Here is a 22386-nt window from a genome sequence, read left to right as displayed (position 1 = left end):
ACGGTGAGCGACGGCGTGCTCAACATCGCCTTCGGGCATGTCGTGGAAAACCCCTTGGTCAACGCCATTGAAGTTCTTGGGGCCCAATCTGTTGGAGGAGGAAGTTCTTCAGCCCGTTCCAGTGGGAATTCTGAACCTATTCTAGCCCTACAAACAGATGCTTTACTCGATGATAATCTAATCGTAAATGATGAGGTTCGTATCTATCCTAACCCGGCCTCGATAGAGTTGTATATAACCACAAGCAGATCTTCCAGTAATCTTGAGGACATTAGTTTGTACGATTTTAGTGGTCGACTGATCAAAAGCAGGAATGCGGAAAAAATCAAAGTAGCCAACGGAAGTTATCGTTTGTCCTTAATCGGATTGGAAAACGGCACATACGTACTTAAGACTACGAACGTCAAGGGCGTGGTGAAAATGCAAAAGATTGTTGTAAACAATTAAAATGGAGCAGCCGGAAAATACATTGCGGATTACAGAATTTTAGCTGAACCGTAAATCCGAATAAAATAAGAATCAAGGGTATAGGAAACCGTAATGGGGACCTATACCCTTGAAAACTAGTTAGCAATACAATATTGGGGGCATAAGTGGAGTTTTTATAGCATAAGTGTACGTAAATACGTAATAAATGGGCAAATATTCGATAATTTTCACTTTTTCATCGTCTAAATGCGGTTATTTGTACGTATGTACCTGTAATTGAGTAAAACCAAACCCCAATCTTATGCTTCGATCCTTTTTTTTGGTCCTTACCCTACTATCGCTTTTTTTGGTAGAAGGACAGAGTCCAGTTGTAAGCGGTGAACAAAAAAAATGGCACAAAATCACCATAGAATTTACTGATGACAGTACTTACAATGAAGATGGAACACCCAACCCCTTCCTTGATAGAAGACTCGATGTTACATTTATAAGCCCCAGCGCTCAAACCTATGTAGTGCCCGGTTATTTCGCTGCAGATGGAAATGCAGCAGAAACGAGTGCAACCAGTGGCAACAAATGGCAAGTAAATTTTTCTCCAAATGAGACAGGTGTATGGACCTTTTCAGCCTCCTTTAGGGAAGGTTCCAACGTTGCCGTGACCTATCCCGCTTCTCCATCAGATGGTAGCGCGGGTTCCATTGATGGACAATCTGGAAATTTTACCGTTACAGGAAATGACAAAACGGGAATAGATCTTAGGGCAAAAGGAAGACTGATGTATGACGGAACGCGGTACCCTAAATTTACGGAAACCGGAGAGGCTTTTCTGAAGGCTGGGGCAGATTCTCCGGAAAATTTATTGGCTTTTTCGGATTTTGACAATACCACAGCTTTCTATGACTGGTCGGCCCATAGCGGAGATTGGGTATCTGGTGATCCCCAATGGCAAGGGACAAAAGGAAGAAATTTGATTGGAGCAATCAATTATTTATCCGGCAAAGGCATGAATTCCTTTTCTTTTCTTCCCATGAATGTTTTAGGAGATGGTAAGGATGTTTGGCCTTGGAAAGGTGGGTATCTCGATGTTTTTGATAATACGGCCAATGATATAGATGAACGTCGCCGCTATGACGTCTCCAAGTTGGCGCAATGGGAGATTGTGTTTCTTCATGGGCAAGAAAAGGGAATGTTCCTACACTTCAAATTGCAGGAAGAAGAGAATGATCAACTGATGGATGGTGGGGCTTTGGGCACTACTAGAAAGTTATATTGCCGAGAGCTCATAGCCCGTTTTGGCCATCATCTTGCCCTGAATTGGAATATAGGCGAGGAAAATACCCAAACCACGGCACAGGTGGTAGATATGATGCAATATATCAGGGATATAGACCCCTATGATCATTTAATAGTACTACATACCAAACCTAACGACCAAATATTAAAGTATACGCCTCTCTTGGGAAGTGCCTCGGAAATGACTGGGGTATCCCTACAAATTCAGGATGTTCTGACGCATGATGAAATAAAACAATGGATAGATGCCTCGGCCGCGGCAGGGAAACAGTGGGTGGTTGCGAATGACGAACAAGGCCTTCCCACCGTTGGAGTTGCCACAGATGCGACTTATTCAGGAGATCGTGGAACAGTTCCGGATAACAGGGAAACCGTGCGTGACGAAATCCTCTATGGCACGCTTATGGCCGGAGGTTGGGGTGTAGAATACTATTTCGGTGCTAGTACTGGCGTCAAGGATTTGGACGGAGCGGACTGGAGAAGTAGAGACGTAAAATGGGACGATGCCAAACATGCTTTGGATTTTTTCAACACCCATCTTCCTTTTACTGAGATGGCGGGTGATGATACCTTGGTTACAGATCCCGAAGCCTATTGCTTCGCAAAGATAAATGATGTTTATGTAGTGTATACACCAGATGCAAGTGTCTCAAATTCAATAGACTTGGGAAACTCGGGGGATACCTATACTATAAGATGGTATGATCCCAGAAGTGGGGGTTCATTGCAAAATGGATCCATAACTAGCGTAGTGGCTACCGGCGGTAACAAAAATATAGGCACTCCACCCAACAATACATCAAGCGATTGGTTAGCACTAATAGAGAATACGCAAGCGGATGGTGCTAGTATTTCAATAGACAATGTTACCGTGGCAGAAGGTGGCCAGGCAACCTTAACGGTTACCTTGGACACAGCAGTATCGGGAGGTTTTACCGTAGACTATGCCACCCAAGACGATACCGCAGAAGATGGAACAGATTACACGGCCGATACCGGTACGCTCACCTTCAGCGGTACAGCTGGTGAACAGCAACAAATTACCATTAGCACTACGGATGACACGGATTCGGAAAACGATGAGTTTTTTTTTGTAAACCTGAGCAATGCTACGGCTAGTGTAACCATCGCGGATAGCCAGGGGGTGGTTACCATCACCGACAACGACAATCCACCCAGTATTTCCATCGCTGATATTACCATATCGGAAGGTGATGATGCTATTTTTACGGTAAGCTTGGACAAGGAAGTTCCCGGAGGTTTTACGGTGGATTTTGCCACGTCCGATGGTTCCGCCTTGGACGGATCCGATTACACCACAGACTCGGGAACCCTAACGTTTAGCGGAAGTGCTGGTGAAGATCAGACGATTACCATTACTACCTTGGATGACGCTTTTGTAGAGAACAATGAGCAATTCACGCTAACCCTGAGCAATCCCAGCGAGGCAATAACGATTGATGACCCCACGGCTACAGCCACCATAACGGATAACGATGTAGCTTCGATCATTTCCATAAACAATGTTACCGTTTCGGAAGGCTCCGATGCGGTATTGGTGGTGACGCTCGACGATGCTACCGCTGCTCCCTTCAGCATAGATTTCAGTACACAAAACAGCACCGCTACCAGTGGAGCGGATTATACAGCGGATAGTGGAACCCTAAATTTCAATGGCCTTGCCGGGGAAACGCAGCAAATTACCATTGGTACCATTGACGATTTAATCGTAGAGAGCGAAGAGCAGTTCTTTGTAAATATCGAAAACGTAGTCGGTGCTTCGGTCGACATTTCGGACGGACAAGGGACCATCAGCATTACCGATACCGATACCTCGGCACTATCGATCAACGACATAACGGTAACGGAAGGTGGTAATGCAACCTTTAGTATCAGCCTTACCAATGCGGTAGATGGCGGGTTTTCTGTGGATTATGTCACCCAGGACGATGCTGCCAATGCGGGATCGGACTACCTTTCAGAATCGGGGACCGTGTCGTTCTCAGGAACAGCCGGGGAAACCAGGCAGCTGAGCATTTCAACTGTTGATGACCTGGTGGTGGAAGTGGATGAGCAGTTTTTTGTAAATCTCAGTAATATCGCCGGTACACTATCAGCTTCAATAACCCTTAGCGATACCCAAGGTGCGGCAACGATCAACGACAATGATTCCGCTTCCATATCGATTGATGACGTGGTCTTGCTCGAAGGAGGTGACGCCGTTTTTACCATTTCCCTAAACAATGCGGTCGATGGAGGCTTTAGCGTAGACTATGCCACCCAGGAAGATACCGCCCTTGCCGGGCTAGATTTCACCTCCCAGAATGGCAGTATCAACTTTATGGGAAGCGCCGGGGAAACCCAACAACTTACCATTGCAACACTGGATGATGCACTAGTGGAGAGCAACGAACAATTTTTTGTGAACCTCAGCAACCCCACCTCGGGAGTAACACTGGCTGATGCCCAGGGAACCGCAACCCTGAATGACGGCGATTCTGCCAACATCTTCGTCAACAATGTGTCCGTAATGGAAACAGGGGGTACCGCCATATTTATGGTGACCTTGACCAATGACGCAGGTAGCGGATTCACCATAGATTATTCCACCGCCGATGACAGCGCGGTTGAGCCCTCGGACTACGAGGCGGCAACCGGCACGCTTACCTTTAATGGTACGGCAGGGGAAACACAGCAAATAAGCATCAATATCACCGATGACAGTACCGTTGAGGATACAGAGCAGTTTTTTGTGAATATCAGCAATTTGGTAGGCGCCACGGTAAATATCTCCGGAGCTCAAGGAAGGGGTACGATTACCGACAATGATACAGCAAGCATCACAATCAGTGACCCAACGGTTACGGAAGGTGAAGCCGTGGTCTTTTCGGTTACTCTAACCAATTCCGTTAGCAGCGGTTTCAGCGTTGACTATGCTACGTCCAATAGTACAGCAATCGCCGGGTCCGACTTTGCCAACACCAATGGAACCTTAAATTTTTCGGGTTTTTCTGGTGAAATCCAAACCATCAACGTGGGTACTACAGACGATACCCTGGCAGAACAAACAGAGCAGTTCTATATGAACCTGTCCAACCTTACCGGCGAGGCAATTATCATACAAGACGGGCAAGGTTTAGCTACTATTGAAGATAATGATACCGCATCCCTTACCCTTAACAATGTTTCCGTTACCGAAGGGGAAAACGCCATTTTAACCGTTACCTTGGATAGGGATGTTGCCAGCGGATTTACAGTGGATTATGCTACAGCAAACAATACGGCCCAATCCGGATCCGATTACACGGCAAACTCGGGGTCTTTGAGTTTTGCCGGAACGGCCGGGGAAACACAGCAAATAACCATTAGTACCATTGATGATAGTAATACCGAAAGTGTTGAGCAATTTTTTGTGACCTTAAGCAATGTGGCCGGTGCCCCTGTAACCTTACCCGATCCACAGGCCACGGTTACACTAACAGACAATGACACTACCGGACCATCGCTTCGCATTGACGATGTCTCCGTAACCGAAGGACAAGCCGTAATCTTGACGGTGACGCTTACCAACAGCGCCTCTGGCGGGTTTAGCGTGGACTACGCAACGGTGGACGACTCTGCATTGGCGGGGTCCGATTACGACGCGAACAGCGGGACACTTAGCTTTAATGGAACCTCCGGTGAGCAACAGGAAATAACGCTGGGCACCATAGACGATGTTCTTTTGGAGGACACGGAAGTTTTTTTCGTAGACCTCGACAATATAACAAATGGGGCCGTATCCATCTCCAAGGATCGAGGGACGGTTACCCTACTCGACAACGACGACGCTCCGGATGCACCACCAAGCATAAGCATATCGGATGCCGAAGGTATTGAAGGGGATGTACTGCGTTTTGTGGTGACTTTGGATAAACCATCCACAGAGGATATACGCTTTACCCCTGAATTTACCAACCAGACCACAACAGACGGGGATTACGATACAAGTTCCATCCAAGAAGTTACCCTGCTGGCCGGGGAGACCGAAACTATTCTGGAGGTCGCTCTGGTACAGGATGACCAAAGGGAAGAGGATGAGATATTTTTGGTGGGAATAGGATCGGTGGAAACCGGCGCCCTTGCCAATTTGGAGGTTACAGCCCAAGGTACCATTCAAGATCGTTCCGTGGTGCTTTACCCTGTGCCCTTCAGAAGTACCGACACGGACCTGACCATTGACGGGTTGAGCAACGGCACCTTTTTCCTAGCATTGTACAATATGTCCGGGCAGTTAATGTTGGAACAACAGGTGGAAGTGGTGGACAACACCTATACTTGGCAAGCATTGGATATCCTATCCAACGGCACCTACCTCCTAACCATGGAAAACCCGGTTTTGGGAGAATCCGTGCAAAAACGTTTTGTGGTTGCCAAATAGCGGGTTTGGGTGTAAATCCAGATCTTGTTCTTAAGCGTTTTGTCCGCTTTGTCATGGCCCTATGCCATGGTAGGTATAACACAACCATTTTTTTGTCATTTCGACCTATTTTCCATAGAATTGTTTAAAATTCATTTATGTTTGTTTCCACAAAGCCTCTAAGTTCCACGGCTGGTTACAAAACTTGGTGATGCTGTTCAACTCGTTTGAATTTCTATTTTTTTTTCCGTTAATCCTGTTAGGCTTTTACCTTGTCCCACATAGGATGCGATGGATATGGCTCCTTTTGGGCAGCTATTATTTCTACATGGCCGCCGAGCCCTCGTTGGTACTTTTGTTGCTGCTTTCAACAGTGGTGGACTATTTTTGTGGTCTTGGTATGTGGGAAGCAGGTCAACAGCTAAAAAAGCTGTACCTGGCAACAAGTATCTCGGTCAATATTGGCATCCTGTTCGTATTTAAGTATCTCGGTTTTTTCACTGCTTCCTTCCAAGGTGTTTTAGGTTTTTTCGGTTTGCCCGAATCAGATCCGGACAGTGCCTATCAGTTTGAACAGATTCTGCTCCCGGTAGGCATTAGTTTTTACACCTTCCAGACCTTGGGGTATTCCATCGAAGTATATCGGGGGAACATTAAACCGGAGCGACACTTCGGAACCTTCGCCCTCTACGTCGCGTTTTTCCCGCAATTGGTCGCCGGCCCCATTGAACGGGCCAATCGCTTGCTGCCCCAACTAAAAAAGCGCATTCACCTCGATTTGGGGAATATCAGGAAAGGCCTCATTTTTATGGCTTGGGGGTTCTTTTTAAAAATTGTGGTCGCCGATAGATTGGGGCTCTATGTAGACGAAGCCTATTCCGATCCCGAACTTTATCACGGATTACCCTTGGTGTTAAGTGCAATCTTTTTTGGCTTCCAGATATATTACGACTTTTCGGCCTATACTGCCATTGCTATCGGAGCCGCTAGAACGATGGGGTACGACCTGATGCAAAATTTCAACAGGCCATTTTTTGCGACCTCGGCCATGCAATTTTGGAATCGTTGGCATATTTCCCTGACGCGATGGATGCTGGACTATCTCTATCGTCCGCTTAAAGTGACCCTTAAAATGTCGAGACTCCTGGCCGTGTTTCTGGTCTTTTTCGTAATCGGCCTTTGGCATGGGGCCAATTGGACCTTTGTGGTCTGGGGAATGCTTAACGGGCTATTGCTCATCCTGGAAGTGGCCACTAACGGGTTTCGAAAAAAGATCATAGCCAAATTGGGGCTGTCCAAAAAGGTGGTCGGCGTCCTTGGATGGATTATCGTTATGGGGTATTTGGTCATTTCCCTGATTTTCTTTAGGTCGCCCTCTATAGAAGCCGCATGGTACTATTTGGAACACATGTTCACGATTACCAATCTACACGTGAACATATTGAACAACTATTTTGAACTCTTCTTGTCGTTCTTGCTTATCCTTGGGGTCCAGGCCGTACACTATACCAAAGGAAACCACAGGATCGATGAACTGGTCGTGCACAAGTCCACCCCCTTGAGATGGACCATTTATATTACCTATATCCTGATCATTGTATTTTTTGCCCTGAACAGGCAACAAACCTTTATTTACTTTCAATTCTAGGGTATGGGGAAAAACTTTTATCTGAAACTATCGTTTTTTATCCTCCTCTTTATCGGGACCTATTTTTTTGTGGTTCACCAGCTTTCGCAGGGCTATGTGGATGTATATTACCCAAAGTTTACACAAAGGGCAGAGAGCTTGATCATAGGCCTATCCAGAGGTCATGATGGCATTTCTCCGGATGTGATAGCGGACGAACTGGACAGTTTTCCTATGGCCCGTCCCCTCATTAATTTTGCTTTTGATAAATATCAGTCCCCCTATGGTGAAATCTATCTGGAAGGCATAGCAAAAAAAATTGGGGAAAATACCGAAGATGGTCTTTTCATTTTGACCCTCTCCCCTGGTGGTTTTACGATACCAGGTAAAATGGATGACGACGCTATTCTCAAGATGGATAAAAAAATGATTATGGGAAAACTGAGTGATTTCCATTCCAACCCTAATTACAACTATATCGTAAAGTGCTATGCGCAGTCCTTATATGCCGTTTACAATAGAAACAATCTCTTTGAAAATCAGGTCACCCATCCCAATGGATGGAATGAAATTAAGGTTTACACGGAAGAAAGCGAAATCTCCGAGGCCGACATGAAACACTGGAAATCCCTTACCTTAAGGGGCTACGAACAAATCATGAAAAAGGAAAAAATCTCCGCCTATAGAATCAGGCATTTTGTAAAGACCTTGACTTTTTTGAAGGAAAGAGGGACTGTCCTTATGGTACGCCTGCCTTCGGATCCGGATATTATCGCTCTGGAGAATGCCTATTGGAGCAATTTTTCCGAACAGATGGATAGTATTTCCATAGCCCATAAGGTGCCTTTCTTTGACTATACAAAGCAACCGCACGCGTATAAAACCTATGACGGTTCGCACCTCGTTTCCCGTAGTGCAGTGGAATTCTCCAAGCGGCTTGGAGGGGACATCCGGGCATACCTAAAGGAGCAAAATAATTAAAAATTACGCCTTGTCCATCGTGGAGAACCAGTGACAAGACAAATGATAACGAGAATTTAAAAACAAATGTTAATTTTAGGACAACCAATACCGACCCACCTTCCGGGGAATCCTGGAGCACTAGGTATGCAGAAACTGTAAGTATAACCAAATGTTAATCCCCCTCACCCATCATTCCCGCTTCGTTTTCGAACTTTTCTTGGAAGGAAAGGTGCCCTTTTTTTATAAACCCAGGGTGGTAAACAGTATTACAGGTACTACGCTAATGCCACATACATACACGATTGGGTTGGCTAGTCCCCAAGTGTACCTGGTGCAGGATGTCGGGGATTATTTGGAGGTGGAATACGACCTTGAAAAGCTCCCGCTCCAAAAGAAAATAGTTCCGCAATATCAAGGATATTTGGTAAAACTTAACCAATACCATCAGATCGATGAGTATCTGCTTGCCCAGCTGAGTAAACGAAATAGAAAGAATTTATTTTCCAAAATACATAAATTGGAAAGGGAAAAGGATGTTACCTACCAGGTGTTCTTTGGGGAAATAACCCGAGTGGAGTACGATGCACTTTTCGAAACTTTTTACGAGCTGTTGAAAAAACGGTTCGATGAAAAAAAACTATACAATCGGCATCTAGAGCGTTGGGAAGCCTTGTATCGATCCACATATCCCTTGCTCTTGGAAAAAAAAGCTTCGATATTTGTAATCTATGATAATTTACGGCCCATCACGATTACCCTGAATTTTCACATGGGCGATGTTGTTTTTAGCCATATCCAGACCTATGATCTAAACTATCGCCAATACAACATGGGCGATGTTAGCATGTTACGGCATCTGGAATGGTGTTTTGAAAACGGGATGCAGGTCTTTGACCTGTCCATGGGTGCCAACCCGTATAAATTAAAATGGTGCAATCACTCCTATCTCCTAAATTATCATATATTTTATCGATCAAGCTCGGTCCTATCGGTTGCTATCACCACCTTTGTGACTTACAAGCTGCGCTTGATGCAATTTCTGAGGGATAAACAGGTCATAGGTAAGCTGTTTAGCCTTGAACGTTTCATATATCCCTGGAAGGCAAAAAAACTGAAGAAACAGTTTGTCGCAAGTGAAATTGGCCCAAGTGGTGATTAAAACAGCTTTAGGCCCGGAAAACGGCGAGCAAAAGGAAAAAACCAAACGTATATGGCCCTTCTTTTGAGGAAACACTTAGTAATCGACTTTTTGAACGTTTTTCTGGAAAGAAGAGACCTGGCTCCCCTATTTAAAAAAGTTGGCAATACCTTGGTAAACCGTACCATCTTTGAACGTCCATTGGAATATGAGGGTACTCCAGGGGAAAAAACCCTACTGATTTTTGATGTTCCCAGTTACCTGAAAGCCACCCCTGGCCTTGGCCCGGATACAAAAACCTATATAGCAAATGCCTATAAGGGATCTACCATTCACCTGGCCAACTACCTGGATCTGGAAGATTACCTGAAAAAAAGGTTTTCGGCCAAAAGAAGGGCCCAACTGGCTTCCTATGAAAGACGGATCCAAACTTCCTTTAACATCACTGGTCGGTTCTTCTACGGTCCCATGGAAAAGGAGACCTTTGAGCGCCTTTTCGATGCGTTCTATCACATGCTCGATAGACGTTTTCAAGAAAAGGCCACCCAAAATGAGGATATTCCGCATTGGGACAAGTACCGGGAAATGGCCTATCCGTTGATCCAGGATAAAAAAGCGTGTTTATCCGTAATCTATGACGACCAGAGACCTATAAGCATGAGTTTAAATCTCATTCATGACAAGATCATCTTTGGGTATATGAAATCGCATGATACGGACTATTCCAAATTTTCCCTAGGGTTTTTGGATCTAAAAAACATGCTCCAATGGTGTTTTGACAACGGCTTTGAGGTCTTTGACTTCCTAAAGGGCGAATACAGTTACAAAAGCAAATGGACCGACGGTGAATATTACTTTCAAAGGTATATTGTATGTCCTTCAGCATCTCTTTCCAAAAGACTTTATGCAAGAGTGCTCTATCTAAAGATCAGAGGGTTTTACAGTCTGGTACGTTTCCTTAAGAGAGTCAAGATTCATCTCATCTACCATAGGTACAAAGCCTTGAAATATAGGCTAACCCACAACAGCACAACCGCATATGACAACTCGATACAGGTAGCGGTAGCGAAGGAGGTTCCACCACCGGAGTCACGCATCACCGTCCCCTGGGAGCGCCAGGAGTTTTCTTTTTTAAGAAAACCTGTATATGATTTTTTATACACCTATAAGGAGCACCGCAGGCACATTGAGGTTATCAGGACGCCCAATGTAGACAACTCATATCTTGTTCTCGGAAAAAACGGGGCACAAAGGCTTACATTTGATAGGGCATTCAATACAAAGCAAAAAAATGGGTAGAGGTATACGTAGGATTATTTTTCTGGATGCCTTGCTTTCTAAAGGAGACTTGTCCCCATTCTGCCGTAAGGTCACCAACACCATTACGGGCAAGGTCATCTATTGTCAAGGCCAGGAACAACCCGAAATACCCTCCAAAGCCACTTTTTTTGTCCGGGACGTTCCCGGCTATTTAGATCTTGAAATCCCGGATTTAAACAACAAGTCCCATATGGTAAGTATCCCCACCTATCAAGGGTATACCATTCAATTGCACGCCTATGCCGACTGCGATGCATACCTAAATAGCAGAGTAAGCGCTTCCGGGCGTTCCAAGCTAAGGAGATATCAAAGAAAACTGGAAACCTGTTTTCCCATCCGGTACCAAACGTACTACGGAAGTATACAAAAAACGGAATATAATCGGCTGTTCGCCCAACTTAGGGTCTTGATCGAAAGACGTTTTTTTCAAAAAAGGGAGCACAACTACGATTTGCAATACCTGGACTATTTCCAGGACACGGTCTATCCTTTAATTCTTGAAAAGCGGGCGAGTCTGTGCGTTATATATGACGACAAAAAGCCTATCAGCATTAGACTCAATATGCATTATGAAAAGATTATCTATTCGCTGATCACCTCCTATGACATTGATTACGGCAAATTTGGTCTGGGCTCCATAGATATGGTCAAAAACATTGAATGGGGCTTTGATCAGGGTTTTGAGATTATAGACTTGCTTAAAGGGTATTACTATCACAAAAAAAAATGGATTACAGAAGCCTATAATTACAGGCATCTTGTAATTTACGGTCGTAATTCGCTCCCTACCTATCTGGGCGCCTACTACATAAAATTAAAACTGCTGCTATTCTATCGTTTGGTAAAACTCGGCAGGCGTGTAAAATTGGATAAGGTATACAAAAGGTACAAAACCTATCGGTACGGGAGATCCATACAATCAAAGCGCAACAGACCTACCAAATTTGTGGGCGCGCTTGTTGAATGCTCAAACGGCGCCAAAAATTGCGATGTCATTCAAATAGAAGCAGGGGAATACGCCTTTGTACGGGAAGCGGTTTACGACTACCTGTACTGCAACAATTGTCGCCGGGAGGATGTTAGGGTGACAAAATGTAAAGAAAGTAAGGGTGATTTTTGTGTGCATAGGCGGTAAATTTCATACCAGAGCATCTGGTAATAAATAGTATTTTTGTTAAAAGTCATTAACGCGATAAATTAGGTGGGTCAAAAAGAAAACAATACCGTTGACCGAGAGAGTTTTTTGGAATTTTTAATTGGATTACGGTCCGATCTCTTTTTTTATGAAGGAGTGGTCAATAGCCTTACCCAACAGGTATTGTACAAACGAACCGCCCCGGAGAACCGCTTCTTTAAAAAGACGCTTCGTTCCCTGTTCGACGTCCCCGATTTTTTACAAATGGAACCGGCGCATGGCGGTAGGGTCAAAATTTTGAAAGCCCCTCTGACCTACGGTTTTTTAATCGACCTAAGAGCCTATGAACATACGGAAGATTATCTTCAGCACACCTTTGGAAAACGGAGCCGATCCAAATTAAGAAGGTATAAAAAAAGACTGGACCAATGTATTTCCCCCGATTATCGGATGTATTACGGGGAAATGGAAAAGGAGGTATACGATTTCCTCTTTGCCGAATTGGAAACGATGATCAAACGTCGTTTTGCACAGAAAAGGGAACAAAGTTTTGAACTTCCCTTTTTACCGGTTTATCAGCAGATATTATATCGCGCGATCTTGGACAAAAAAGGGAGCATGTTTGTCATATATGACGGTGCGCGCCCCATAAACATCAGCATTAACTTTATCTATGGTCATACCCTTTTTTCGTGCAATAGCTGTTACGATATTGACTATTCGGCCTTTAGTCTGGGAAACATTGATATGGTAACACACCTCGACTGGTGTTTTGAGCACGGCCTAAAAGTTTTTGATGCCGGGCGAGGGGATTTTATACATAAACGAAAATGGGTAAACACCCGATATCTGTATCAGCGGCACATTTTTTACGATTCCAGCTCCCTTTACCTAAGGTTACAGGGCTATCTCATTGCCCTTAAGACCAAGGTGCTATTCTGGTTGCTACGTGCCCTTCGAAAGATGAACTTGCATATTGCGTATGGGGCATTGGTTCGCTTGCTATATCGCCAGGACAAAGGGCAATCCCAAAAAATACCGCCTTCTTTTGTTTTAAACCAAAAGATTGAAATACCTTCAACTGAAGATTTGACCCCTATAGATCTTAGCGAGGAAGCGAACGCTTTTCTACGCAAGCCACTGTATGATTTTTTATATACCAATCATGAATCCAAACAGGCGGTGACCGTATTGGGGCACCCCAAACATCGGAACAAATTCTACTTTAAGGGCAAAAACGCGAACGCTTCGCTCCTTTTGTCGTAAACGGGAATGGGCATGGGGAAAAAACGAATTTAAAATGAGGTTGTTGAACAAGTTGTATACCAGGTTTTTCACCCTGCTCTTTAGGAGCGGTGATATTTACGACTACTATGCCCGACTTGAATATTTTGATCAGTATTGTGAAAGTACCGCCGGCCACTCGCCTATGGATCCACAACTTAGGAAAAGTGTCTATTCCATTAGACTGGTCCCGGATTATTTCAAGCTAGCACTCAAGGATTCCTCCCTGCGCACCAAAACAATTTCCCACTACAATTGGGGCTATGCCATTCAAATGAAAGGGGAAAACATAGATCACTATCTGGAGCAACAGTTCAAATCGAAGTATCGAAGCATTATTAGACGGTATGTCAATCGATTGGAGGCCTGCTTCCCCATTCAGTACAAACTCTTCCACGGCACTATCTCCTCTGAGGAATACAGATTCATCATGGAGACCTTGCATGCCATGATTGTCCGAAGGTTCGGGCAGCGCAAGGAAACCCATAAGGAGCTCTATCAATGGAATCTTATACTTAGGGATACCTACGAGCAGATTCTGGCTAAAAAGGCCTCCCTATTCGTTATTTACGACGGTAACAAGCCTATCGAGGTTTCCTTAAACTATCACTTTGAACGCATTCTTTTTAGCGCTTTATCCTCTTACGACATCGATTACTCAAAATTTGGTCTGGGCCATGTTGAGATTTACAAGCAGGTGCAATGGTGCATAGCCAACGATTACCTGCTTTTCGAAATGGGCGTGGGCGGTATGGATTACAAACGTAGGTGGTGCAATCTAGTCTATGCGTATGAACATCACGTCATGTACCACCAAGACTCTATTTCCTCCTTGTTGTACGGCCAATTGGAGATTTTTCGGGTTCGGATAAAGGAGTATCTAAAATCCAAAAAAGTAAATGAAATGGGTTATCGGCTTGGCATCGTCCTGCAAAACATATTCCCCGGGAAAGGACCGGTTGGGCCACAGTATGAGTTACACAAAGTGGAAGATATTGAGGCCTATACCGATAAGGTAGCTGTAAGCATCAATGAGCCCGGAATACCTTTGAAAAAGAAAATGGTATACGATTTTTTATACTCCCATACGGAAAATATCGGGAACGTTTCCCTCTTTCGCTTAGGGAACCAACCAGGCGTTTTTCTGATCAGCGGACAAAAAAACCATGCAAGGGTGGTATTTCCCGAACCGGGTTAAGGCTTGCCTTGCCCCTAGTATCCCACCACCCTAAACTCAGACCTGCGGTTTGCCCTATGCTTTTCCTCCGGACAATAGACATGATCCGTACAGTCATTGCTCAAATGGGTCTCACCCAAGGCCTCGTGCGTTAAACGTGTGGTATCAATGCCCTTGGCAATCAGGTATTTCACCGTTCGTATCACCCTGCGCTCGGAAAGCCACAGATTGTATTTCGCCGAACCCCTGGAGTCCGTATGTGCACTCACTTTTAGGGCCACTGTAGGGTTGTTTTTAAGGATGAGAACCAGCTTATCCAAAAGCTTCTTATCTTCCTGGGATAGATACGAGGAGTTCAAATCGAAATGGACCGCCCCAAGAGCCCGGATTTGATCTGCTATATTTTTCCTTCTTAGCACTTTCTCGTCCTTTTTCCGCTGCTCCAAAGCGGCCAATCTTTCCATTTCACGTTCGCGTTCCAGTTGGGCCGCCAAGGCTTCGGCCTCTTTTGTCCTCCTCACTTGATCCAATGAATCCTTTGTGCGTTGCTGTTGGTCTTCAAGGGTTTGACGAAGTGCCAATTGCTCGCGGCCTTTTTTGGAGATGTCCTTTTTGATTCCAAATCTATGGACCACGCCTGCTACATGCTGTAGCTGCTTTGTGCTACCTTCGGGAAGTCCCCACTTGCCCATGGTATTCAGGTTTAATCCCCATCGATCCGTAAACCAAATATTAAAACCAAAACCGGCATTGGCGGTGGCCCGACCAAGGGTCCCAATTTTTGAATACCCGCCCCCCACGCTTAGGTAGGGATCAAACCAAGCCGTTTCCCCCACTAGACGGTTTAGGTCATAGTTTATTTTTCCATCAATAGCGTAATAGTTCCTGGGAGCCGCATTGATGGCCCCATCCACGATCTTACCTGTTTTATAGCGGTTGTAGGAACCTATCAAAACAAGGCCAAAACCATTATTGAATGTCCTGCCCAAGCTAAGAACCGAAGGGAATGGAACAATGTTCCAAGTGCTTTTTATGTCCAAAAAGGTCCGTCCAAAAGGCGTTGCCGAATCATCTACGGCATTGAACCCCAATCCAACAGTCCATGCGCTTTTGACAATGCTGTCCCGGGTACTGGATGTGTTATTTTGGGAGAAAGTACAGTGCAGGGCAAAAAAGGCCACCACAAGTAGGTTCGACTTATAGGCATTCATGGTTTTTGATTTTGGGACCAATAATTTGAGCTAAGTTACTGCAAATCAAAAGGAAGGGATATAATTTGCTTTAAAGTGCGGTAATATTCGATATAGCGCATAAAGTGGGTTTAAAACCCCTGTGCCATATACCCGGGAACAATTTCTTTTGGTTTTCAGTGCCGGTTACCTGTAAACGGCTAACCTCGGATTTCTTTTTCAATTGCAACCCATTGAGTTTCGCGCTTGCCCCTAATCTGGTATAGCTGTGTACCTTGTCTAAAAACCGCAATATCATTGATATGTTCCCGGTGTATATAGAGAAAATTATTAATGATGATCTTTAAAAAACGAAACTCGCTCTTTCGGAAATCAATGGAAATGGCATCTTTTATAGAAACTTCGGACTTATCATCCATAATCCGATAAACCAAACCGCTCTTTCCCTTGTGGTTTTCACCTGGGTGTAATAGAAAAAGTACTCTTCGGTACAGTAGGTTGACATTTTTCACCCTCAAATATTGCTTTAACCTATAGTACCAGCCCAAACCGGTTGCTATGGCGTTCGAAACCAAGTTTTTAGGATAATAGAGGATATGGTAATCAAATACATAGGTGATGTCACTCAATTTTTCTTTATAATCAAAATGGCCTTTGGAAAAATCAAACACCTCAAATTTTTTCTCCAAACACCACTCGATCAGTTTTATGATCATTATTTTGCCTACGGAAAATTTGTAGTAATCTATGTCATACACCGTGATAGCCCCTATAAATATAGTATCTGTATGAAAGTGTAGGCTAATTCCGATAGGCTCGGAATTTTCATAAACCACCATTAAGGAGGCTTCTTTTGCATGTATCATGGGATAGACCAGATCTCGGTAATAGTTCCATTTTTTCAGCACATGGTAATCGATTTTTTTTGATAAATACCGTTTTTTGAGCAGGGCTTTAAAAGTATCAAAAACCATGTCATAGGTATCTCTTTCGATAGATCCGTGATACAAGGTAAAATCGACATCAAAACTGGATGTCAACCCGCTTAATCTTCTCCTATATTTGCTCCGTTCCTTAGCAGGAAGCTTTTCTGCCAAAAACCCATCAATATCTTTATACTTCGTTAGGTCTATCATGTACCCCCGGTACTGGTTTATTTTTTTTAATTGGAGTGATCCTCGCTTACCAAACTCGGGAATCGCAAAATAGGAAGGTACGTCATGAACCAGGAATACCCTGTTCCCGGGCTTTTTGACCTTATCCCCATAAAGGGTGTAAAAAAGTCCGTTGGTCATATCACTCCCAACGTTGCTATACAATGGAAGGCCTTTGTTTTTAATGAATTCCAACCCCTCAAAAAAATCGAATTTTAACCCAGACCTTGATTCGTTATAATACTTTAACCAAGTATTTACGAAGGTTTGGGAGGTAAATGGATTGTTTTCTTCAATCATTTCAATCATCATGTATAGCTTCGATTATTCGAATTCATATGGCCCTTAATTAAGGACGAGTCCCCACGCAATATACAAGTGGCCGTCTATTGATCGTTCGGATACCTTGACCCTCCATGCCAAAATCTTAGCTGGGATCATCATCGCAATCGGCTGGCCCACCATGTGGACAAAAAATCTGTTTCCTACTTTGGTAATCTGTGTATCGAACCAATAAAATAGGTCAATGACAACAGCACCCTATTACTAAAATTACATTTAGTCCTAGGTTATACCAACAAAGTGCCTTGAGGCGTATGAATAATCGTTATAGAGGCCAAATCATTACAATGATCTGCCCTACCTTTCGTTCAAAGTAACGGTTTTGGGGGTAAGTGGCATCTTATAGATGCATATGGGGGTGGTGACCACCGTGATAGATGCGGCTTCGGGGTCTACCTGCTCCACGAGCTCTACCAGTACCGTATCCCCTGTCTCCTTTCCGGTGCGTAGGCTGGTCGAGGTATTGGTGCTTGTTTCACCACTGCAGTATACGACCAAAAGATCCTTTGCGAAATCTACCTCGGGCACGGGAATGCCCGGTTTTCTTGTCCTGTTAATTTTTGAAAACAGGCCTTGTAGCTCCTTGGCCCCTTTGATGACCATAAACTGCGGGGCACTAATACCGCTGTAGTCATCCTGAAAGACCAAGGTTAAGCTGTCTGACTCCACCTCCTGGCCCGTAGTATTTTGCGCGCGCTCCTTGGAGCTTTTACAGGCCATTCCCAACAATACGATCAAACTCAACAAAAACTGTTTCATGGATATGGGTCAATAAAAGTTTTTATAATTGGTCTTATAGGCTTTTTCATAAACCGCTTCGTACAAGGGCAGAATGTTCAAGATATCAAATTTGGAAGCAACTCTGGCCGCATTTTCTTTAAATTCCTCCATGACATCCTCATCTCGAAGAATTTTTAAGGCATTTTCGGCCATTTCCTCTATGTCGCCCACATCGCTCAAAAATCCGGTGACCCCATGTTTGTTGACCTCAGGGATACCTCCTGTATTGCTCGAAATGACAGCTACTTTGTTGATCATGGCCTCCAGGGCCGCCAAACCAAAACTCTCGGATTCGGACGGTAGGACAAAAAGGTCACTAAAACAAAGAATCCTATCTATTTCGTTGCTGTTGCCCAAAAAGACCACCTTCTCCTTAATACCCAGCTTTTCACATAAAAACTCGGCATGTTCCTTCTCAGGGCCTTCCCCTACCATGATCAACTTGGCCGGAATCTCCTGCAATACCTTGTAAAAAATCTGAATCACATCGGGAATCCGCTTTACCTTTCTAAAATTACTGATATGGGTGATGATGCGTTCGTCATCATTGGCCATCAAAGTGCGTTGGCAATCCGTAAAATCTGGACGGTACTTGGTACGGTCAATAAAATTAGGGATAACTTCGATATCGTTCTTGATATGGAACAATTTCAGGGTGTTTTCCTTTAGGTTTTCCGATACGGCCGTCACTACGTCCGATTTGTTGATGCTAAAGGTTACTGCGGGCTTGTAAAAGGGATGTTTGCCCACCAGGGTGATATCTGTACCGTGCAAGGTGGTAATCATAGGGATATAAATCCCTTCCTCTTCCAAAATTTTCTTGGCCATATATCCCGCATAAGCGTGGGGGATGGCATAGTGCACGTGCAGGAGTTCTATCCCAAAGAACTTGATGGTGTCTACCAGTTTGCTCGATAGGGCAAGTTCATAGGGTTGGTAGTGGAACAAAGGATATTCGGGCACGTGGACCTCGTGAAAATGGATCTTATTGCTCAGCAGTTCCAATCGCACAGGCTGACGGTAGGTGATAAAATGTACTTCATGGCCCCTATTGGCCAGGGCGATGCCCAATTCCGTAGCTACAACGCCGCTACCACCAAAGGTGGGATAACATACAATGGCTATTTTCATCAAACAATATTCCTGGTTTGTTGCTTACAAAACTACCATTTAATTTATAATGGCATCGTAAATGGCGCTCTGAATCCTCGTTCTTAACCCAGATTTAACTAAAAGTGTATTGGTTGCGGAGGGGAAGGTCCTGTTCGAGAGAAATACATAAACAATTTCCTCTTCCGGATCGGCCCAGGTATACGTACCGGTAAAACCACTATGCCCAAAACTCTTTCGGGATACACATCCACAGGTAGGCCCTTTTTCCTCCAATTGCGGTTTGTCAAAACCAACCCCTCGTCTTACATTTTTATGGCAGAAATAGCAGGTGTTGAATTTCTTGATCGTACGGCCGTCAAAGAAGCGTTCCCCTCCATAAAAACCTTCCTGAAGGTACATTTGCATTATTTTGGCCACATCGTTGGCATTGCTGAAGAGTCCGGCATGTCCACCTACGCCACCTTGCATGGCAGCACCCATATCGTGTACATAACCCTGTACCGTCTGATATCTAAAATACGTATCCACTTCCGAGGGAACAATATGCTCCCGGGAAAACCGTTCCAAGGGATTGTAAGCCGTCTTGACCGCACCCAGCCGTCTGTAGAGATAATCCTCCGTTAATTTGTCCAAACGGGTCTTATAGATTCCCTCTATGTATTTTTTAAAGACATAATAGGCCACATCACTGTAGCGGTACCTGTTGGATTTGAGGTCTTGTCTTCCAATTCTGTTATATATGGAATCCTGGTAGGCATTGGAAAGATATAACTGATCGGTAACCTTAATGGAAAAACCGTCCGAGGGACTGTTTCTATAGAATTCGCTCGAGGGTTTTCTTCTCTTGTCCAAGGTATCTACGTAAAAGGCAATCCAAGCAGGCAGTCTGCCATAGTGGGACAACGCCTTTAGCACGGTAACATCCTTGAGTTCCGTATCGGCGTAGGCAGGTATCAACTCCTGAAAGGTGGTATTTAGGGCTATTTTACCTTCCTCTTCCATGCGCATGATCATGGGTAGGGTCGCCAAAATTTTGGTCAGGGAAGCCAGATCGTACATATGATCCGGACTAATGTTTGTCTCGGCATCATAAGTGGGCTTGCCAAAGCCCTTGTTGTAAATTACCTTTCCTTTTCTTGCAATAAGTACCTGGGCACCTGGGTACATAAGGGAATCCAAGCCGTTTTGGACCAAGGTATCCACTAACCTCAATCTCTCGGAACTCATTCCTACCCGCTCCGGATAGCTATATCCCAATCTGGACAGGGAATCCAATACGACCGAAGTGTTTACCGGGAATTGTGGGTTGGCGGTTACGGGCAAGACCCCTTTGGCCGGAATGGCCCCAAACAACATTTGGGCCGCCTTGCGCTGGGCCAAGGCACTGTTCTGGTAGGCAACGACCACACCATCAATATTTTGAAAGGAGCTTACGTCCAAGAGCGCATACGGTTTTGTAAAAAGTGTTAGGATAACATTGGAACTTCTTTGCCGCGCAACTTCCTGGAGCCAAAACTGCTCGTCCTCAGAAAATTTGAACGATTTCCATGGACTCTCATTGCTTTTATGGTGGCCGATGATCACCAGGTTATAATCGGACAATTTGCTTTTTAGCAAGGCGATATTCTTGGCTTGAACCTGGGTGACCGAAGCGTATTTGCGCAATTCATGTAAAAAGGGCATATGATCTGAATCCCCGAATTTCACATAGGCAATTTTTTTATTTTCCAGTTTTTTGATGGGTAAGAGGGAAAAATTGTTCTTCACCACGGTAAGCGCATTTTCAATGGCCTCCTCGTACACCAGATCATTTTCCAAGGTGTTAAGATCTTCGTAGAGCTGTGTTAGTTTTACAGGGGCATACCGGTGCAGTCCCGCCTTATACTTGGCCTTGAGTATTTTTTTGACGGAAGCGGACAAGCGGTTTTCCGAAATGATTTTGTTTTCAACTGCCTTGAGCAGGGCCATTTTCGCCTTGTGGACATCCTTGGGCATCAACAACATATCGTTCCCGGCAAGGAACGCGGTCAGTGCCACTTCCCCGTCCTCCGCAAATTCCGATACCCCTTTCATGTTCAGGGCATCGGTGAACACGAGACCCTTAAATCCCATTTCCTGTTTTAAAAGCTTGGTTATAATGGCTTCTGACAAAGAGGAAGGGTGTTGTTCTCCCTGTTCCAGGCTTGGTACGTTAAGATGTGCCACCATTACGCTGCTAAGGCCTTCTTTTATCAATTCCCTATACGGAAACAGTTCAATACTATCCAGGCGTTCCTTGGTAAAGTCGATTACTGGAAGGGCCTTATGCGAGTCCACAGCGGTATCCCCATGACCTGGAAAGTGTTTTCCGCTTGTCAGTACACCAACGCTTTCCATCCCCTTCATAAGGGCTATGCCCTTTTGGGCCACATTTCGCCGGTCCTCCCCGAAGGATCGATTTCCGATGATGGGATTTTGGGGATTAATATTAATATCGATGTCCGGCGCAAAATTGATGTGAACTCCCAGGCGTTTGGCGTGTTCTCCTATTTGACGTCCTACCTTGGCTATTACCGCCGTGTCCTTGATGGCCCCCAAGGTCATATTCCAAGGAAAAGCATAGGTTGAATCCAAGCGCATGGCCAGTCCCCATTCAGCATCCATACCGATCAACAAGGGGGTTTTGGAGGCCGCCTGATAGGAATTGGTAAGCTTGGCCTGCCGTAGAGGTCCTCCCCGGGAAAAAATTACCCCTCCTATTTTATGCTCCTCAATTAGGGTTTTGATCCGGTCCGTGGCGGTGTGGTTCTGCTCCGAAGCTACGCTCACCATGAACAGTTGTCCTACCTTCTCCTCCATGGACATCCCATCGTAAGTGGTATCTACCCATGCCTGCTGCGCAAGACTATCTGTCGTTACAAGTGGACCCGATTGTCCATTGACCACATAAAGGGAAATGAAAAAAAGTAGAGAAGCTAGGGAGCTAAATCGCATAAAAAATAATCTATCGTAGTAACTTAAAACAGCAAAAAATATTGTATTTGGTCGAGTTTTGCAATAAAA

Annotated in this window: 14 protein-coding genes; 9 read left to right on the top strand and 5 right to left on the bottom strand. The window is 44.6% G+C overall.

Going from position 1 to position 22386, the window contains the following annotated elements; translation table 11 throughout:
* The 9 genes from ACRD67_RS20525 to ACRD67_RS20485 all read left to right on the top strand — a co-directional run.
* On the top strand, positions 1-447 hold a 447-nt coding region (locus tag ACRD67_RS20525), incomplete at its 5' end, for a T9SS type A sorting domain-containing protein (RefSeq protein WP_430969168.1).
* A gap of 283 nt (positions 448-730) precedes the next feature.
* Positions 731-6142, top strand: a complete 5412-nt coding sequence (locus tag ACRD67_RS20520; RefSeq protein ID WP_430969167.1) for a Calx-beta domain-containing protein — start codon at positions 731-733, stop codon at positions 6140-6142.
* 265 nt (positions 6143-6407) lie between these two features.
* The gene (locus ACRD67_RS20515; protein ID WP_430969166.1) at positions 6408-7769 is read left to right on the top strand and encodes an MBOAT family O-acyltransferase; all 1362 of its coding nucleotides are present in this window, start codon (positions 6408-6410) and stop codon (positions 7767-7769) included.
* A 3-nt stretch (positions 7770-7772) separates the two neighbouring features.
* Positions 7773-8729: a hypothetical protein gene (locus ACRD67_RS20510; protein WP_430969165.1), complete on the top strand. Its 957-nt coding sequence runs from the start codon at positions 7773-7775 to the stop codon at positions 8727-8729.
* Between the two features lie 151 nt (positions 8730-8880).
* On the top strand, positions 8881-9870 hold the full coding sequence (locus ACRD67_RS20505; RefSeq protein WP_430969164.1) for a GNAT family N-acetyltransferase: 990 nt from the start codon (positions 8881-8883) through the stop codon (positions 9868-9870).
* A gap of 51 nt (positions 9871-9921) precedes the next feature.
* Entirely contained in the window at positions 9922-11148 is a 1227-nt protein-coding gene (locus ACRD67_RS20500; protein WP_430969163.1) for a GNAT family N-acetyltransferase, read from the top strand.
* Positions 11141-12304, top strand: a complete 1164-nt coding sequence (locus ACRD67_RS20495) for a GNAT family N-acetyltransferase (protein WP_430969162.1) — start codon at positions 11141-11143, stop codon at positions 12302-12304. Before ACRD67_RS20500 ends, ACRD67_RS20495 begins: the two co-directional genes overlap by 8 nt.
* Positions 12305-12370: 66 nt before the next feature.
* Positions 12371-13570: a GNAT family N-acetyltransferase gene (locus ACRD67_RS20490; RefSeq protein WP_430969161.1), complete on the top strand. Its 1200-nt coding sequence runs from the start codon at positions 12371-12373 to the stop codon at positions 13568-13570.
* A gap of 34 nt (positions 13571-13604) precedes the next feature.
* Entirely contained in the window at positions 13605-14786 is a 1182-nt protein-coding gene (locus tag ACRD67_RS20485; RefSeq protein ID WP_430969160.1) for a GNAT family N-acetyltransferase, read from the top strand.
* A gap of 14 nt (positions 14787-14800) precedes the next feature.
* On the opposite strand, the gene ACRD67_RS20480 is transcribed toward ACRD67_RS20485, so the two are convergent.
* The 5 genes from ACRD67_RS20480 to ACRD67_RS20460 form a co-directional block, all read right to left on the bottom strand.
* Positions 14801-15976, bottom strand: a complete 1176-nt coding sequence (locus ACRD67_RS20480) for an OmpA family protein (RefSeq protein WP_430969159.1) — start codon at positions 15974-15976, stop codon at positions 14801-14803.
* A 179-nt stretch (positions 15977-16155) separates the two neighbouring features.
* On the bottom strand, positions 16156-17421 hold the full coding sequence (locus ACRD67_RS20475) for a GNAT family N-acetyltransferase (protein ID WP_430969158.1): 1266 nt from the start codon (positions 17419-17421) through the stop codon (positions 16156-16158).
* A 327-nt stretch (positions 17422-17748) separates the two neighbouring features.
* A complete protein-coding gene (locus ACRD67_RS20470; protein ID WP_430969157.1) occupies positions 17749-18210 on the bottom strand; it encodes a hypothetical protein in 462 nt (153 codons plus the stop codon).
* A 9-nt stretch (positions 18211-18219) separates the two neighbouring features.
* Positions 18220-19362, bottom strand: coding sequence for an N-acetyl-alpha-D-glucosaminyl L-malate synthase BshA (gene bshA / locus ACRD67_RS20465; RefSeq protein ID WP_430969156.1), 1143 nt, complete (start codon positions 19360-19362; stop codon positions 18220-18222).
* Positions 19363-19401: 39 nt separating this feature from the next.
* Positions 19402-22317, bottom strand: a complete 2916-nt coding sequence (locus ACRD67_RS20460) for a serine hydrolase domain-containing protein (protein ID WP_430969155.1) — start codon at positions 22315-22317, stop codon at positions 19402-19404.
* Positions 22318-22386: the final 69 nt, after the last annotated feature.

It is taken from the genome of Eudoraea algarum, from assembly GCF_050589645.1.
GTDB lineage: Bacteria > Bacteroidota > Bacteroidia > Flavobacteriales > Flavobacteriaceae > JBNGOQ01.
Note: the sequence above shows the minus strand (reverse complement) of the source record. Positions and strands in the feature narration are given on the sequence as shown.

Bases quoted from the DNA above. Each gene is read 5' to 3' on its own strand.
- ACRD67_RS20470 (WP_430969157.1), bottom strand. From the start codon at position 18,210: ATGAAACAGTTTTTGTTGAGTTTGATCGTATTGTTGGGAATGGCCTGT.
- ACRD67_RS20520 (WP_430969167.1), top strand. From the start codon at position 731: ATGCTTCGATCCTTTTTTTTGGTCCTTACCCTACTATCGCTTTTTTTG.
- ACRD67_RS20510 (WP_430969165.1), top strand. From the start codon at position 7,773: ATGGGGAAAAACTTTTATCTGAAACTATCGTTTTTTATCCTCCTCTTT.
- ACRD67_RS20505 (WP_430969164.1), top strand. From the start codon at position 8,881: ATGTTAATCCCCCTCACCCATCATTCCCGCTTCGTTTTCGAACTTTTC.
- ACRD67_RS20500 (WP_430969163.1), top strand. From the start codon at position 9,922: ATGGCCCTTCTTTTGAGGAAACACTTAGTAATCGACTTTTTGAACGTT.
- ACRD67_RS20480 (WP_430969159.1), bottom strand. From the start codon at position 15,976: ATGAATGCCTATAAGTCGAACCTACTTGTGGTGGCCTTTTTTGCCCTG.
- ACRD67_RS20495 (WP_430969162.1), top strand. From the start codon at position 11,141: ATGGGTAGAGGTATACGTAGGATTATTTTTCTGGATGCCTTGCTTTCT.
- ACRD67_RS20460 (WP_430969155.1), bottom strand. From the start codon at position 22,317: ATGCGATTTAGCTCCCTAGCTTCTCTACTTTTTTTCATTTCCCTTTAT.
- ACRD67_RS20475 (WP_430969158.1), bottom strand. From the start codon at position 17,421: ATGATGATTGAAATGATTGAAGAAAACAATCCATTTACCTCCCAAACC.
- ACRD67_RS20515 (WP_430969166.1), top strand. From the start codon at position 6,408: ATGCGATGGATATGGCTCCTTTTGGGCAGCTATTATTTCTACATGGCC.
- ACRD67_RS20485 (WP_430969160.1), top strand. From the start codon at position 13,605: ATGAGGTTGTTGAACAAGTTGTATACCAGGTTTTTCACCCTGCTCTTT.
- bshA (WP_430969156.1), bottom strand. From the start codon at position 19,362: ATGAAAATAGCCATTGTATGTTATCCCACCTTTGGTGGTAGCGGCGTT.